Genomic DNA, 15,475 nt, shown 5'->3' with positions numbered 1-15,475 from the left:
CATAAGCTTAAATCAATCCCTCCGGTTGAAAATGAACAAAAGTTTTTAAATCTTCTTGAGAAATTTTTCTCTTTCTCTTTACCAAAAGTCTATGATGCAAAAGCCCTTGCAATAGAGCTTGCAAAGAGGACGCGTTTTTTAAAAGATGAAGTAATTTCTCAGGAACTGGAAGAAGAAGAAAAAAAGGACAAAGGAAATATTCTCGGCTTCTATAAAGTCTTTAAAGAGCATCTCATAAGCGGGCTTCTAAAAGAAGACTTTGCCGAGCTTTATTCGCAGACAATCACCTATGGGCTTTTTGCCGCCAGAACCAGAACAGAAAACGGTTTTAACAGAAAACTTGCGTATGATAAAATTCCAAAGACAATTGGAATTTTGAGGGATGTATTTAAATTCATTTCATGGGGCGACCTGCCCCAGCAGATGGAATGGATTATTGACGACATCTCCGAAGTGCTGGCAACTACCGATGTTTATAAAATACTTGATGAATACTTCACCAAGCACAAGGGCAAAGACCCAATCGTTCATTTTTATGAAACCTTTCTTGCAGAGTACGACCCGAAGACAAGAGAAAAAAGAGGTGTTTATTACACGCCGGAGCCGGTTGTCTCGTATATTGTCCGTTCCCTTCATCATATCCTGAAGGAATATTTTAATAAGAACGACGGCTTTGCAAGCCATTCAGTCACAGTGTTGGACCCGGCCGCAGGAACACTTACATTTTTAGCAGAAGCCGCCAAATTAGCAGTGAAAGAGTTCACCTCAAAATACGGCGAAGGCAAGAAGGCGGGTTTTATTAAAGAGCATATACTTAAAAACTTCTTTGCCCTTGAGCTGATGATGGCTCCATATGCAATAGGTCATCTAAAAATGTCTTTTCTTCTTGAAGAGCTTGGCTATAAACTTCAGTCAGACGACAGGTTTAAACTATATCTTACCAATACACTTGAGATGGACGAACTGGCCCAGACAGAACTCCCCGGCATGATTTCACTTTCAGAAGAATCGCATTTGGCAGGCAAAGTCAAAAAAGAACAGCCTATCCTTGTTATCCTCGGCAATCCGCCCTATTCCGGTCATTCTTCAAATATTGGCGATTGGATATCTAAAGAAATTAAGGCTTACTTTCATGTTGACGGTAAACCCCTCGGCGAAAAAAATCCAAAATGGCTTCAGGATGATTATGTTAAGTTTATCCGGTTTGCCCAGTGGAAAATTGACCAGGCAGGCGAAGGCGTTTTAGGTTTTATCACAAACCACAGTTATCTTGATAATCCAACCTTCAGGGGCATGAGACAGTCTTTGATGCAAAGTTTTGATGAGATTTACCTGCTGGACCTTCACGGCAACAGCCTTAAAAAAGAAAAATGTCCCGATGGCTCAAAGGATGAAAATGTCTTTGATATTCAGCAAGGTGTTGCCATTGCCCTTTTTATCAAGAAAAAAGAACTAAAGAAAAAGTTCTCTCACTCCGAACGCTGGGGAATCAGAGAAGACAAATATGATTGGCTCAATAAACATGATATTACAACAACGAAATGGAAAACAATTAAACCAAAATCCGGGTTTTATCTTTTTATTCCGAGAGATGAGGAGCTTTTAAATCAATACGAAACTTATCCGAAAGTAACGGATATTTTCCCTGTTAACAGTGTCGGAATAGTCACATCAAGAGACAATTTTGTAATTGACCGAGATAAGTCTGCTCTTAAGAGAAGGCTCTTGCAGTTCAAAGACAAAAAAATGCCTGATGAAATTATCAGGCAGACTTATGAATTAAATGATAAATCCAATTGGAAGCTAAAAGATGTAAGAGAAGAGATAATGAAGGATGCCGATTGGGAAGAGGCCATAATAAAAATTCTTTACCGCCCTTTTGATGAACAATGGATTTTCTATCATGATGCTTTAATTGAACGCTCACGCAAAGAAGTAATGCAGCATATGATGAAAGAGAATTTGGGGCTAATTACAGTCAGGCAGGTTGCTGAGGGAAACTTCAACCATGCTTTTGTGTCTGATGCTATCGTGGAGAGTAGGATTACTTTAAGCAATAAAGGGATTGGATTTTTATTTCCACTTTATCTTTATCAACCAAAAGACAAACCTAAAAAGCGCTCATTCAGCACTATGATGCTGCTTTTTGACCCTGCAGCAGAATACGTGCTAAGAAAGCCGAATCTGTCTGAGGAATTAATGGCGAAACTAACAAAAGAGTATAAAAAAACTCCTTCTCCTGAGGAAATTTTCTATTACATTTATGCAGTGCTTTATTCAAATATCTACCGAACAAAATACGCTGATTTTTTAAAGATTGATTTCCCGAGAGTTCCTTTCACAAGTGATTATAAGCTCTTCAAAAAGATAGGAAATTACGGAGAAAGACTTGTTGATTTGCATCTTCTGAAATCACCTGAGCTTGGCACGCCGATTGTCAAATTTCAGGGCAAAGGCGATGACAAGGTTGAAAAAGTAAGATATGAAAATCCACCCATCCACCCTTTAGCAAAGGGGTACAAGGGGGGATTTGGCCGCCTGTACATTAATCAAGCCCAGTTTTTTGAAGGAATATCACCGGAAGTTTGGGAATATCAAATAGGCGGCTATCAGGTCTGCGACAAATGGCTGAAAGACAGAAAAGGAAGACCTTTATCTGTTACAGATATTACACACTACTGCAAAGTCGTCACGGCATTGAAAAAAACAATTGAAGTTCAACAAAAGATAGATAACTTATATCCGAATATTGAAAGAGAACTTCTGCAATGACACAAGCGCATAAAAAATCGTTCACAATTTTCATTATCATTTTAATGTTATTTGCGCTATCCTCCTGCGCCCCGAAGGAGGCGGTTAAGCCTGCGCCAAAGCCTGCAAGGGTTGCGCTGGTGCTGGGCGCCGGGGCTTCAAGGGGGTTTGCGCATATAGGCGTTTTAAAAATTCTTGAGACAAATAAAATCCCGCTGCATATGATAATCGGCACCAGCGCGGGAAGTTTTGTCGGAAGCCTTTATGCCTATAGCGGTGATGCCTTTCAGCTTCAGAAGCTCTCATTTGCAATAGAAAAGGGAGACATCGCTGATTTGACCCTGCCTGACAACGGCTTTATTAAAGGCGAGAAACTTGAAGAGTTCATAAATAAATCCCTGAAAAATACCCCGATAGAAAAACTTAAAATCCCGTTTTATGCGGTTGCAGCCGACATACAAAGCGGTAAAGAGGTAGTCTTTGCAAGCGGAAACACAGGAATGGCAGTCAGGGCAAGCTGTTCAATACCCGGCGTATTCAGACCTGTCAGGATTGCAGACAGGATGTATGTTGACGGCGGAGTTGTCAGCCCGGTTGCAGTGGATGCGGCAAGGAGGCTCGGCGCCGATATAGTTATTGCCGTGGACATCTCTTCAAATGTTGATGCGGTACAGCCTGAAGGCACGATAGATACCTTGCTGCAATCAATAAATATCATGTATTCAAAACTCTCGGCTGTTCAGCTTTTAAAAGCTGATGTAGTCATAAAACCCGCCGTGGGAAATATCGCATCAAGCGATTTTTCAAAAAGGCACGAGGCGGTTCTTGAGGGCGAAAAGGCGGCGATTGAAGCGCTGCCCATGATTAATAATATCTTATCTGAACTCAGGAAGGAAGGGCGTCTGGAATAACTACTCTATAGAGCAGACATGTTATAACGGCATCTATGCCCTCAAAACTTTAAGAATACAACAATGATTATTATCTGTCATGCTGCAAAAAGTTTTAAGTATTTGCCCTGAACTATTTATAAAAAGGCAGCATGACTTTAAGGTGTTGCCTTAAAGTTTTTCAAACATATATGCCGTTATAATTTTATCCCTCAATTTTCATCCCTCAACCTTCATCCTTTCAATTGCTCAGGCGGACACCTGAAGCCTCCGGATTATCCTCTCCCTGTCTGCGAGAATGCCACGCGTGCTGATTAAAAGATATGACTTATTGCCCTCAACTGAGCACTGCACCCTGTACCATGCGCCGAGACTCCTGACAAAAAGTCCGATAAAGACAAAGAGGCAGGCAAGCCCCACAAGCCACACACCCGGGTCATTCCTGTAACTTAAAGCAGATGTTTCCTTGTAATCCTTCATTTTAAAATTAACGTTTTTTCCCTTTAGATTCTTGCCGAGAATCAGCGTCCCGAGGTCATCTTTCTGTGACTGATTTTTCTCCGGCATATAATAAACAGAAGCCTGCGGAATTATATTTTCCTTTGTGCCGTCTTTTTTGTAAAGAGTGCCGAGTTTAAGCGTGCCCAGCACAAAGTTCCCTTTAACCCCCTTCACCTCAAAAGGCACCCGGGCCTCAACATCAAGAGGCTTGCCGTTGACTGAAAGCTTCACCTTCTGCTCATATCCCATCTGATAAAGGGTAAGCCCTCCGGTCCTGAACGGCTTGTTTACCCACAACTTCGCATCAAGAATTTGGCCGTCAGGCTTTTTGACGTCAAGATGCGTAAGCCACAATTTCGGCATATAGGAAAAATCCTTTTTTGCAGGCTCAATTTTTTTGACCCCCACACCTACCTTAAATCGCTCAGCCGCGCCCTTTGGGTAATCAAATTTCAAACCCTGATAATACTCGGTTTTAAATTCTTTTAATGTAAGGACATATTCATCGGATTTCTTTTCTCCTGGGATTTTCATGCCTGCTTTTTCTAAATATTTATTCCACTTTGTCTCTTTGCTGTAAAGGGAAATTGTCTCGGGTTTGCCCTGAGAAAGGATGATGTCTTTTTCAAATGCAAACAGCGCCGTAAGGAAAAATCCTAAAATTGCAAGTATTATGCCGACATGATAAAACCATGAAAGCCACCAGTATTGAAGCCCCTTTTCAAAAATCTTTACCGGCCCCCCCTCACCCTCTGCCTTAAGTTTAAATCCTGCCTTTTTTAATTGCTCATCAATATCAGCGCTTTCAATAACCACCACTTTTGGGTTTGCTTTTAATTCTGAAAAATCAATGGGTTTTCTCTTTATCCTTAAGAAGATTCTTAACCTGTCATAAAGACACACTGCAAGATTTATTAGGAGCATTCCGGCGACAAAAATAAACAACGGCGAGACAAATACATCAAGGAAATCCATGGCACTTACAACGCTTACATATTTTCCGCCTGCCTTGATATAATCCTCAATATCCCGCCCCTGCGGAAAGATAGTGCCGATAATGAATACCAGGCACATCACGGCAAGGATATAAACAGATGTCTTAAGGGATGAAAACAGTCTATACAGCATAGGTGTGCATGCTCGGAATGTTTAAAAGTTTTGCAAGCCAGTTAACGCCTAAGAAGGTCATTATCATACAGACAAATCCTATGATATTTAATATTGAAGCAGGCCTGCCCCTCCACCTGCCGACTGCCTTTGTATGAAGATAAAGGGCATACACGGTCCATGTGATAAGCGACCATGTCTCTTTAGGGTCCCATGACCAGTACCTGCCCCACGCATCATTTGCCCATGCAGCCCCTGAGAAGACGGCGAATGTCAAAAGCGGAAAACCAAAAAGCACAAGCCTGTGCGTCCATCTGTGAAACTCCTCATCAAACACGCCGAACACCGGCGGATTATCCGGTGAAGTCTTAAATTTAAGATAGCAAACCTCAACAGCGAAGCTTACAACGAACACTGCGTAAGACAAAAAGGCAATTATAACGTGCGCTTCATACCACGGGCTTTGAAGCGCAGGCGGCACCGGCGCTATTTCAGGACTGCGGCTTAAAAGACTGTACAGGCATGCCGCCATTGAAAGCCCTGCAACAATAAATCCCGGCAGGTGTACATTATGCCACTTGTTCTGTACATATAAATAAGTTACGCTTGCAGACCATGCAAACCATGAGAGTGTTTCATAAAGCGTCTGAAATGGCGGCCTCATACCTTCTATGGTCCTGAAGATTATGAGCAGTGTATGGATTACCACGGTAATCCACAGGCCCTTTGTCAAAGCCCTGCCTATGCCCTGTTTTGAAGACGCGAGATATGCAATGCCGGTTATAAAACAAATTCCGTAGCACAGGGTCACAAACCAGAAAAGCCTTAGCTCAATGCCAAGTAAAAATGCCTCTCTTAAGAGAATATCTTCAGGGGTCATTTAAAAAATTTTACCGAAGCCTTCTTTTGATTGGCAACTACAACAAGCGCAAACTTTTCAGGGTCCAGATATTTTTTAGCAACCCGGAGCACATCTTCTTTTGTAACATTATTTATGTACGCCGGATATTTGCTTACATAATCCATCCCGAGCCCGTAAAATTCCACGGCAATAAGGAAATTCGCAATTCTCCTGCCGGTCTCTATCTTCATCGGAAAACTGCCTTTAAGAAATGATTTTGCGTCTGCAATCTCCGCATCAGACGCCCCGCTGTCCCTCATAAGTTTTATTTCTTTCAAGACCTCGTCAATCGCAGTATCGGCTGATTCATTTTTAGTCTGAAGCCCTACCTGAAAAGAGCCGGTCTCCTTATCGGCGTCAAAAAAACTGTGTATGTCATATACAAGCCCCTTTTCCTCGCGCACATTCTGCATCAGCCTTGATGTAAACCCGCCTCCGCCGAGTATGTAATTCATCACCAATACCGAATAATAATCAGGATGGTCCCTGCTTATCCCTAAGTGCCCTAAAATAATATTTGCCTGAGTAATATCCTTATCTACGGTTATAATTTTTGTCTCCTTGAGCGGACCGGGTTTTGCAGACATTGTGATTTTAATCTCTTTTTTATTCCACCCTGAAAAATACTTTTTAAGCAGCGTCTTTGCTTCCTCCATTGTTATATCGCCGACTATGGATATCATTGCATTGTTAGGCGCATAATAGGCTGAGTAGAAATCTATAAGGTCCTGCTGTGTTATCCTGTCAAGGGTTTCCGCGCTGCCCTCAATCAGCCTTCCGTAGGGGTATGAACCGAATACCGCATTTTTAAATTCCCTTTCCGCTACAAAATTGGGATCTTCCTCACGCGACTTCAGACCGCCTTTAATGCGCGTCCTCTTTTTATTAAGTTCATCGGGCAGGAAAGACGGGTTAATGATTATGTCTGAAAGCATGTCAAATCCAAGGTCTAAATCTTTTTTCAAAACAGAGAGCGTTGCGGTAACAAAGTCATCGCCGCCTGAGGTGTCAAGGGATGCGCCTACAAATTCCATCGTCTCGCTTATCTCCCCGGCAGTCCTTTTCTTTGTCCCCTCGGTAAGAAGCTCTGCAGTAAGGTTTGCAAGCCCTGCCTTTTCCGCAGGCTCAGCCATACTTCCTGCCTTAATGCCCAAAGCAACATTGACCACAGGCACATTATGCCTCTCAACCACCATCAAAGTAAGTCCGTTGGAAAGCGCCTCCCTCTTAATCTCAATGCCGGCATGAGCGGAAGAAGCAGTGAACAGTAAACAGTAACCAGTGAACAGGATAAAAAACAGTGAACAGTGAACAGTGAACAGTGAACAGGATTTCTTATGTCTCATTTCTCGCTCCTCGCTTTGAGCGGTATCAGAATTCCTACCGTCCTTTTGTCCTCAATAAAGTATTTCCCGGCAATGCGCTGAACATCTTCGGGCGTAACCTTTCTTATTCCGTCCAGATATTTCTCTTTAAGCCTCCAGTCGCCGAGCATCTCAAACTGCCCCACAACTTCAGCCTGAAAAAAAGTTGAATCCTGCGCCATTATAAACTCCGCCTCAATCTGATTCTTAGCCTTCTGAACCTCTCTGCCGGTCGGAGGCTCTTTTTTTATCTTCTCAATTTCTTCGTATAATGCACTTTCTATATCCTCTATTTTCTTGCCTGGCAGAGGAGTCCCGTAAAAATAAAATAAAGACGGATATTTATTGATACTGCTGTATCCTGCGCCTGCCGAAAGCGCAATTTGTTTATCCTTAATAATGCTTTTATAAATCCTTGCGCTCTTACCGCCTGAAAAGATTCCGCCAAGCACCTCAAGCGCAGAACTGTCGCTATCTGAAATATTAGGCGTCTTATATCCTGCAAAGACATACGGCAGTTCAGCCTCCTTCTTTACAAAAACCCTTCTCTCGCCCAATTGCTCGGGTTCATCTATTTTAGGGGTCTTGACAGTGTCAGCCCCTCTGGGGATTGCGCCGAATTCCTTTTTAATCTTAACCATCAAAAGTTCGGCATTTACATCTCCGGCAATTATCAAAACGGCATTATTCGGGACATAATGCGTTTTATAGTACTCCCACAGGTCCTCCCTCGTCATGTTTTTCAGGTCCTGCATCCATCCTATAACAGGCCATCTGTAAGGATAATTTTTAAAGGCAGTTGACATGGCTTCCTCATAAACCAGATTCTGCGGGTCATCTTCATACCGCATCCTCCGCTCCTCCATTACAACATCCCTCTCAAGCAGGGTTTCCTTCGGGTCCATTATTAAATTCTGCATTCTGTCAGCCTCAAGCTCTATTGAAATATTAAGCATCTCAGGCGCTATCTTCTGATAATAAAACACATAGTCATAAGTGGTGCCTGCATTATCCACGCCCCCTGCCCTCTGAATAATCTTTGAAAAATTCTTCGGGCCGTATTTAGGCGTGCCTTTGAACATCATGTGCTCAAGCAGGTGGCTCAGTCCTGTCTTGCCGAACTGCTCATTGATTGAGCCCGCATGGTACCATATCTGGAATACGGCAAGCGGGGCGCTCCTGTCCTGAACAATTATGACCTTAAGCCCATTTGAAAGTATTTCCTCGCGGATTGATGAATTTGAAGCCGAGGTTTTGGGGTCAGGAGCAACGGGTGCTGCCTGCGCCATGCCGGACAAAGTGATTAATACTGACAATAAAAAAAGCGCGGTTATTTTTTTCATAAGCTTAATAGTAACAAAGAAAAGAAACTCCGGTCAATCAGGGCATGCCAAAGTTACTTAATCTCAAGCATCCTGTCGAGCGACCTTTTCGCCGGGATGCGGATGTCTTCCGGGACTTTTACTTCGTTCGTCATTGTTTCAAGGACTCTTAAAACGCTCTGGAGCGTTGTCTTTTTCATATTGGGGCATATCATATCTTTTCTCAAAGGATAAAACATCTTTCCGGGATTTTCTTTTTTCAGCCTGTACAAAAGCCCGGTCTCGGTCCCTATGATGAATTCTTTTGCCGGAGAAGAAGTTGCAAATCTGAGCATGCCTGAGGTGCTTGTCACGTGGTCAGCCGCTTCAAGAATCTCTATTCTGCATTCAGGATGCGCGACTACAAGCGCATCCGGATGCTCCTGCCTTGCCTTGTTAACATCCTCAGGAGTTACCCTGTCATGCACATGACAGAAGCCGTCCCATGTAATGACCTCTTTCTTTGTGTTTTTGGCAATCCATCCCGCAAGGTTTCTGTCAGGAATGCAAATCACCTTGTCAGAATCAAGGGACTCCACAACTTTGATGCCGTTTGCCGAGGTGCAGCATATATCGCTCTCTGCCTTTATATCTGCAGTGGTGTTGACATAAGCAACCACAGGGACGCCCGGATAACGTTTCTTAATATCCCTTAGGGTAAAATCAACCGGAAACATATATTCTCCAGTGAATTTATAACCCGGGAAAAAAGTCATCAGATTCCTCGGGCCGCTGACTGTTATCATGTCAGCCATCGGACAGCAGGCGCCTGTCTCAGGCAGGAGGACTTGTTTATCAGGCGAAAGTATTGATGCGCTTTCCGCCATGAAATTCACCCCGCAGAAAACTATGACATCACATTTCACCCCTGCCGCGGTGCGGGAAAGCTCAAGCGAATCGCCTGTGAAATCAGCAAGGTCCTGCACTTCCTCGCGCTGATAATTATGGGCAAGAATTATTGCGTTTCTTTGTTCCTTGAGTTTCAGGATTTTTTCCCTGAGGATATTCAGGTCAGACATCTAATTATTTTACACCAGTCAAAAGATTTTTTGAATGTTCAGAACCTTGAGAAGTTGGGGTAAGCAAAAGGCGTGTTTGTATAAAGCACTGTTCCGTCTTCATAAATTACCTTATAAACAATTTGGGGCTTGCCGGCTACAGTTGGTGAAGAAGGGACAGAGTTTTTCCCGTTATACAAAGAAAGGACTTTGTTTACATACTGCCTTGTTTCCTGTATGGGCGGGACATAACCAAATTTTTTCACCGTGTCAGGGCCGGCATTGTAAGCCGCAAGCGCAAGGGTAAGGTTCCCGCCGAATTTATCCAAAAGATATTTAATGTATCTTGTCCCTCCATCAATATTTTCCTCAGGGTCCAGCGGATTTCTCACATCCATGTCTTCGGCAGTATAGGGCATTAACTGCATCAGCCCCATAGCGCCCTTTCTTGATATGGCGGTAGAATCAAAATTTGACTCAACTTTTATTACCGCATTGACAAGGGACGGCTCTACATTATATTTCTGCGACTTGTCCGCAATTATCCGGTGATAGTCGGCCGGGGTTGCAGCAGCCCTGTTAGACTGCTTTTTCCTGCCGGTTGAAATGACCTTTTTATAATTCACATCTGATGCCGGCGCTGTATTTGTAAAATGGGTAATCCCCTCTTCATCAACATACTTATATATGTCGGCATACGCGGAAATTCCACCAGCCATGCATATAGCAAGCACCATTATAAAAATCGCCTTAGTCATCATTTAAAATATAGCATTTAGCAGGTGTTCTGTCAATGAAACCGGCACATACCCATAAAAAATTCCTTTAAAAATCAACCGCCTCTCTCTATATCTATCCCTCGTTTTCTCTGTGCCTCTGTGCCTCTGTGGTTTTATTATAATGCATCAAAAAATGTATAATTATTCATGATTGTTACGGGCCTCGGGCAATGTTCATGGGACTATCTTGCAGTGGTTGATTCCTTCCCGCAGGTTGACACCAAGAAAGAGGTGCATCAATGGGATGAGCAGGGCGGAGGTCCTGTTGCAACCGCCCTTGTCACATTGTCGCGCCTCGGAATTAAGTGCAGGTTCCACGGGGTCACAGGGGACGACCGTGAAGGTGAAGAAATACGACAGTCCCTGATTGATGAAAACATTGATGCAAGAGGCATAATGAAAAGGGCTAATGCCTCTTCACAGATTGCCTTCATCGTCATTGAAAAAAATACAGGCAAAAGGACCATCTTCTGGAAGAGGCCTGCAGGCGCAGAACTTAAAATAAAAGAATTAGAGAGTAATTTTTTAAAAAATAGCCGGTTCCTTCTCATTGACGGGCTGATGAAAGATATTTCTTTATACGCGGCGAAAAAGGCGCAGAGGCTGAAAATTCCTGTCATGCTTGATGCAGGCAAAATGCGCAACGGCATGCTTGAAATTGCGAAGAATTGCGACTATGTGGCTGCCTCAGAGGAATTTGCAAAAGAGCTCGGATGGAAAAATAATCCTGATGCTTTCTTAAAAAAAATTAAACATTTAAAATTTAAAATATTTACCGCCACACTCGGAGAAAAAGGCAGTTATACATTTTCTCAGGACCAATATTTTTATACCCCCGCTTTTAAGGTTAAGGCTGTTGATACAACAGGCACAGGCGACGTCTTTCACGGAGGCTATGTGTTCGGGATTTTAAAGGGATGGGAAATAAGAGATACCGTCAGGTTTGCCTCTGCAATCGCGGCAATGAAATGCAGAAAAATAGGAGGCCGAGCCGGAATACCAAAACTAAATGAAGTTTTGAAGTTTATGGGGAAAAAGTAAGGAGTACTCATTCCCCGTTGCGTGTCTGCTCCACCTTGTTTATAAGTATATCTCTGTTTTAAAAAAATGCTTAAATTTGTATGCTTGACTTTTTTTATACACTATGATACAGTTTGTATTAATTATGAAGGCACAACTCAGTCAAAAACAAGCAGACGCAGTCCGCTATATCAGAAACTGGCTTATGCACAAGGGCAAAACCCCATCGGTGCGTGAGTTGATGACAGCACTTGGATATAAATCCCCTCGTTCGGCTGCTTTAATTATTGAGGAATTAATCCAGAAAGGTATTTTGAGAAAGCGTTCAAGTGGAGATTTTCAATTAATCAAAGATATTGATGCAGATTCAGTTCATGCCCGCACAGTTGATATTCCTTTAGTCGGTATGGTAACTTGCGGCGTGCCTATTCTGGCTCAGGAAAATATTGAGGGATATATCCCTGTATCTGTTTCCCTTGCAAAGCCCGGATTTAAATACTTCATGCTTAGGGCTAAGGGCGATTCTATGAACAAAGCTAAAATCAATGATGGAGATTTAATACTTGTCCGCCAGCAAGCAGTAGCACGAAATGGCGATATAGTTGTAGCGCTGATTGATGATGAAGCAACTGTGAAAGAGTTTCAGCATAGTAAAAATTGTGTTGTTTTAATGCCGAGGTCGAGTAATAAAAATCATAAGCCGATTATCTTGACTGAAAATTTTCAGGTTCAAGGAGTGGCTGTAACAACAATTCCAAATTTGGAGGTTTGAAAATGGCTAAGAATGCACCACGAAGATTTGCGCATAAAAACTTAAGCTTGAATTATGGTATTCTTTATGGTATTCTAATTTATAGAATATGGTATTTCAAGGAGGTATAAATGTCGGTTGCAAAACTTGGAATAAGCTTTCCTGTAGAACTTGTTGAAGAGATAGATAAGATTTCAAAGGGATTAAAAAAGAACAGAAGCGAATTTGTCAGAGAGGCTATTACAAAAATGATTAGTGATTACAAGAAGCAGCAGGCTATTGGAAAAGCAGAAAGAATTTATAAGGAAATCGCAGATGACGATAAGCGCCTTTCAGAAGACTTTTTGAGTATCTGTGCAGAGCCTGTTGCAACATATAAAGCCGGCAGAAAGGCAAAGAGGAAATGAAACAGCCTAAGCGTGGTGAAATATATTTTCTTGACTTTAGCCCTTCAAAGGGCAGGGAAATGAAAGGACCTCATCCGGCGCTTGTTATTCAAAACGACATAGGTAATAAAGTCGGGAGTTTGACAATTGTTGCTGCCATAACAAGCAATCTCAGAGTTGCTGAATTGCCGGTAGGCGTATTAATAAAACCAAAAGAAAGCGGACTGCCCCATGAATCTGTTGTACATCTTGGGCAGATATATACCATTGATAAAGAGAGACTCGAGAATTTTGTTGGAGCACTTCCCGAACACAAGATAAATGAAGTTGACAAGGCTATGGCAATAAGCCTGGGATTGAGAGAGTTTTGGGAATAGAGGGCAAAGGATTAATTGTATGAAAGAATTAACAGAAGAACAGATTAAAAGGCAGGACAGCGTTGACAACGCCATCTATCAGCTCATTCAGGAACTCAATCCAACAGCGGATGAAATCAGATGGGATATTGAAATGCTTGGCGAAGTCAGAGATGTCATTGAAGATTGGATAGTTGAGAGATTGAAGATTACGGATGAGCAAAATTTTTATCCTTATCTTGGAGAGAATTACTAAAGGGGAAAAACATGCTTAAAACAGATACGTTATTTTCCATAAAAGAAGCCAGCGTATGGGCGACACAGTATTTAAGCAAAACTGTAACAACCGCTAATATTTTATACCTTATTCAATATGGCCGTGTCAAAAAAATTGGTGACAATGGCATGTCGCAGGTTTCAAAGCAAGAATTAATGACTTACTATAAAACTTATAATGGTAAGCGCGAAGTTTTGTGGAAAAACCAACTCGGAGACGATTTAAACTGGGCCCTTTCGTTTGACCAATATAAAGAAGCAGAAACAACCAAACACGTTCACAGGCTCCATCCGTACAAAGGGAAATTCATTCCTCAGCTGGTGGAATACTTCCTTGACGGCCACACTGACAAGTTCAAGAAGCAAGTTTGCTTTAAAAAAGGCGCTATTGTTCTTGACCCTTTTGCAGGCAGCGGAACAACAATGGTGCAAGCTTGCGAACTTGGGATACATGCTATCGGCATTGATGTTTCTGTTTTCAATGCTTTTATAGGGAATTGTAAGGTTACGAAATACAACTTAGATGACGCTCAAATGGAAATCAACCGAATAACAAAAGCCCTCAAGGAATTTTTATTAAGTTCTCACACGCTTGAGTTTGAGGGAAAACTTTTGCAAGCGCTTTATGTATTCAACAATAAATATTTCCCTGTTCCTGAATACAAATATAAAGTCAACCGTAATCAGATAAACGAGGAGAAATACGGCGCAGAAAAGGGAAAAGAGTTCTTACCCATATTCAACAAACTTGTTAAGCAATACAACATCAAATTAAGGCAGGACCAAGCTGACTCCTTCCTTGACAAATGGTATTCGCAACATATTAGAGACGAAATTCGGTTTGTGTTTGATGAAATCAAGAAGATAAAAAATGCTGACACTAAGAGAATCATCAGTATTATCTTGAGCAGAACTATTCGCTCCTGTAGAGCCACAACACACGCTGACTTAGCAACGTTGATTGAGCCAATTACAGCAACGTATTATTGCGCGAAACATGGCAAGGTTTGTAAACCACTTTTCTCAATTCTCAAATGGTGGGAGACGTACACGAAAGACACTATTAACCGGCTTTCACAATTTGATAGATTGAGAACTCAAACTTATCAATTTTGCCTAACTGGGGACAGTAGAACTATTGATATCTTTGGAGAACTTGAAAAGAAAAATCCTGCCTTTTTAGAATTAGCACGAAAGCAAAAAATCAAAGGAATATTTTCGAGTCCTCCCTATGTTGGGCTAATTGATTACCACGAACAACATGCCTATGCTTATGACCTTTTTGGTTTTAAACGCAAAGATGATTTAGAAATCGGCCCGCTCCATAAAGGACAAAGCAGAGAGGCGAAACAGAACTATATCCAGGGAATAACTGACGTGCTAAATAACTGTAAAAAGTTTTTGGTTGCTGATTATGACATTTTCCTTGTAGCCAATGACAAATATAATATGTATCCTACCATTGCAGAAAATGCGGGCATGAAAATAGTAAAAAAATTTAAACGACCTGTGCTAAACCGCACAGAGAAAGATAAAGGAGCTTATTCGGAAATAATATTTCATTTTAAAGCAAAATAAAAATATGGATGAAAATAAAATTCTTTATGCTATATCAGTTGAAGATGTGATGAATGTTTCAGAAGAAGTGAATATTCCATTTGATGAAAAAGATTTGCCGTTTATTGAAGACAAAATCGGAGATTTTATGGGAAGTAAATGGAGTGAAGCAATAGAATATGCCTTACAAAAATTAAAAGGGGAAAAATAATTTTTATGGCTTTAACGAAAAAATACAAAAACCATATTACAGAAACAATAAAAAATTGTTTGCGGAGCAAGTTCCAGAATTACAAGCCAGAAACAGATAATATGCCGTTTCATTATCGTTTGCTCGGAAAAGATAGAATGGCTTTATTTTCTTTTTTGCAATCATTAAATACAACTTTCGGAACCTCAATCTATGAGCCGGTTGCAAAAGAACTTGCAAAAACTACTTTTAAAGAAATTCACACTCAATACAAACTTGGCAATATT

Annotated in this window: 16 protein-coding genes; 10 read left to right on the top strand and 6 right to left on the bottom strand. The window is 41.6% G+C overall.

The window, feature by feature from the left end; translation table 11 throughout:
- Positions 1 to 2,772, top strand: a 2,772-nt coding sequence (locus HZA10_07515) for an N-6 DNA methylase (GenBank protein MBI5196155.1), incomplete at its 5' end; no start/stop codon positions are given.
- Positions 2,769 to 3,662 carry a patatin-like phospholipase family protein gene (locus HZA10_07510; protein MBI5196154.1) on the top strand — a complete coding sequence of 298 codons (894 nt, stop codon included), beginning with the start codon at positions 2,769 to 2,771 and terminating at the stop codon, positions 3,660 to 3,662. The genes HZA10_07515 and HZA10_07510, both read left to right, overlap by 4 nt.
- Before the next feature lie 228 nt (positions 3,663 to 3,890).
- Here the strand turns inward: HZA10_07510 and HZA10_07505 are convergent, their stop codons facing one another.
- From HZA10_07505 to HZA10_07480, 6 genes are all read right to left on the bottom strand, one after another.
- Positions 3,891 to 5,270, bottom strand: a complete 1,380-nt coding sequence (locus tag HZA10_07505) for a cytochrome c biogenesis protein ResB (GenBank protein MBI5196153.1) — start codon at positions 5,268 to 5,270, stop codon at positions 3,891 to 3,893.
- Entirely contained in the window at positions 5,260 to 6,129 is an 870-nt protein-coding gene (gene ccsB / locus HZA10_07500) for a c-type cytochrome biogenesis protein CcsB (protein ID MBI5196152.1), read from the bottom strand. Before ccsB ends, HZA10_07505 begins: the two co-directional genes overlap by 11 nt.
- Complete coding sequence (locus HZA10_07495) at positions 6,126 to 7,496, bottom strand: insulinase family protein (protein MBI5196151.1); 1,371 nt, start codon at positions 7,494 to 7,496, stop codon at positions 6,126 to 6,128. The genes ccsB and HZA10_07495 overlap by 4 nt, the downstream gene beginning before the upstream one ends.
- On the bottom strand, positions 7,493 to 8,803 hold the full coding sequence (locus tag HZA10_07490; protein MBI5196150.1) for an insulinase family protein: 1,311 nt from the start codon (positions 8,801 to 8,803) through the stop codon (positions 7,493 to 7,495). The genes HZA10_07495 and HZA10_07490 overlap by 4 nt, the downstream gene beginning before the upstream one ends.
- 107 nt (positions 8,804 to 8,910) lie before the next feature.
- Complete coding sequence (gene nadA / locus HZA10_07485; protein ID MBI5196149.1) at positions 8,911 to 9,894, bottom strand: quinolinate synthase; 984 nt, start codon at positions 9,892 to 9,894, stop codon at positions 8,911 to 8,913.
- A 38-nt stretch (positions 9,895 to 9,932) separates the two neighbouring features.
- Positions 9,933 to 10,631 (bottom strand): lytic transglycosylase domain-containing protein, encoded by a 699-nt coding sequence (locus HZA10_07480; GenBank protein ID MBI5196148.1) that lies wholly within the window; start codon positions 10,629 to 10,631, stop codon positions 9,933 to 9,935.
- A 168-nt stretch (positions 10,632 to 10,799) separates the two neighbouring features.
- On the opposite strand from HZA10_07480, the gene HZA10_07475 reads away from it, so the two are divergent.
- The 8 genes from HZA10_07475 to HZA10_07440 form a co-directional block, all read left to right on the top strand.
- Entirely contained in the window at positions 10,800 to 11,693 is an 894-nt protein-coding gene (locus tag HZA10_07475) for a sugar kinase (GenBank protein ID MBI5196147.1), read from the top strand.
- A gap of 124 nt (positions 11,694 to 11,817) precedes the next feature.
- Entirely contained in the window at positions 11,818 to 12,444 is a 627-nt protein-coding gene (gene lexA, locus HZA10_07470) for a repressor LexA (GenBank protein MBI5196146.1), read from the top strand.
- Positions 12,445 to 12,554: 110 nt separating this feature from the next.
- Entirely contained in the window at positions 12,555 to 12,830 is a 276-nt protein-coding gene (locus HZA10_07465; GenBank protein ID MBI5196145.1) for a ribbon-helix-helix protein, CopG family, read from the top strand.
- The gene (locus tag HZA10_07460) at positions 12,827 to 13,186 is read left to right on the top strand and encodes a type II toxin-antitoxin system PemK/MazF family toxin (protein ID MBI5196144.1); all 360 of its coding nucleotides are present in this window, start codon (positions 12,827 to 12,829) and stop codon (positions 13,184 to 13,186) included. Before HZA10_07465 ends, HZA10_07460 begins: the two co-directional genes overlap by 4 nt.
- A 19-nt stretch (positions 13,187 to 13,205) precedes the next feature.
- Positions 13,206 to 13,421 (top strand): hypothetical protein, encoded by a 216-nt coding sequence (locus tag HZA10_07455; GenBank protein ID MBI5196143.1) that lies wholly within the window; start codon positions 13,206 to 13,208, stop codon positions 13,419 to 13,421.
- 11 nt (positions 13,422 to 13,432) lie between these two features.
- A complete protein-coding gene (locus HZA10_07450) occupies positions 13,433 to 15,019 on the top strand; it encodes a site-specific DNA-methyltransferase (GenBank protein MBI5196142.1) in 1,587 nt (528 codons plus the stop codon).
- Positions 15,020 to 15,023: 4 nt separating this feature from the next.
- On the top strand, positions 15,024 to 15,209 hold the full coding sequence (locus tag HZA10_07445; GenBank protein ID MBI5196141.1) for a hypothetical protein: 186 nt from the start codon (positions 15,024 to 15,026) through the stop codon (positions 15,207 to 15,209).
- Between the two features lie 5 nt (positions 15,210 to 15,214).
- The coding region (locus HZA10_07440; GenBank protein ID MBI5196140.1) for a TdeIII family type II restriction endonuclease at positions 15,215 to 15,475 on the top strand (261 nt) is incomplete at its 3' end.

The sequence above is a fragment of the Nitrospirota bacterium genome, from assembly GCA_016212185.1.
Taxonomy (GTDB): Bacteria; Nitrospirota; Thermodesulfovibrionia; order UBA6902; family DSMQ01; genus JACRGX01.
This window is presented reverse-complemented; position numbering and strand designations above follow the sequence as displayed.

Coding starts and splice junctions, on each gene's coding strand:
- HZA10_07465 (MBI5196145.1), top strand. CDS start 12,555: ATGTCGGTTGCAAAACTTGGAATAAGCTTTCCTGTAGAACTTGTTGAA.
- HZA10_07505 (MBI5196153.1), bottom strand. CDS start 5,270: ATGCTGTATAGACTGTTTTCATCCCTTAAGACATCTGTTTATATCCTT.
- HZA10_07475 (MBI5196147.1), top strand. CDS start 10,800: ATGATTGTTACGGGCCTCGGGCAATGTTCATGGGACTATCTTGCAGTG.
- lexA (MBI5196146.1), top strand. CDS start 11,818: ATGAAGGCACAACTCAGTCAAAAACAAGCAGACGCAGTCCGCTATATC.
- HZA10_07510 (MBI5196154.1), top strand. CDS start 2,769: ATGACACAAGCGCATAAAAAATCGTTCACAATTTTCATTATCATTTTA.
- HZA10_07495 (MBI5196151.1), bottom strand. CDS start 7,496: ATGAGACATAAGAAATCCTGTTCACTGTTCACTGTTCACTGTTCACTG.
- HZA10_07480 (MBI5196148.1), bottom strand. CDS start 10,631: ATGACTAAGGCGATTTTTATAATGGTGCTTGCTATATGCATGGCTGGT.
- HZA10_07445 (MBI5196141.1), top strand. CDS start 15,024: ATGGATGAAAATAAAATTCTTTATGCTATATCAGTTGAAGATGTGATG.
- HZA10_07490 (MBI5196150.1), bottom strand. CDS start 8,803: ATGGCGCAGGCAGCACCCGTTGCTCCTGACCCCAAAACCTCGGCTTCA.
- HZA10_07450 (MBI5196142.1), top strand. CDS start 13,433: ATGCTTAAAACAGATACGTTATTTTCCATAAAAGAAGCCAGCGTATGG.
- ccsB (MBI5196152.1), bottom strand. CDS start 6,129: ATGACCCCTGAAGATATTCTCTTAAGAGAGGCATTTTTACTTGGCATT.
- HZA10_07455 (MBI5196143.1), top strand. CDS start 13,206: ATGAAAGAATTAACAGAAGAACAGATTAAAAGGCAGGACAGCGTTGAC.
- nadA (MBI5196149.1), bottom strand. CDS start 9,894: ATGTCTGACCTGAATATCCTCAGGGAAAAAATCCTGAAACTCAAGGAA.
- HZA10_07460 (MBI5196144.1), top strand. CDS start 12,827: ATGAAACAGCCTAAGCGTGGTGAAATATATTTTCTTGACTTTAGCCCT.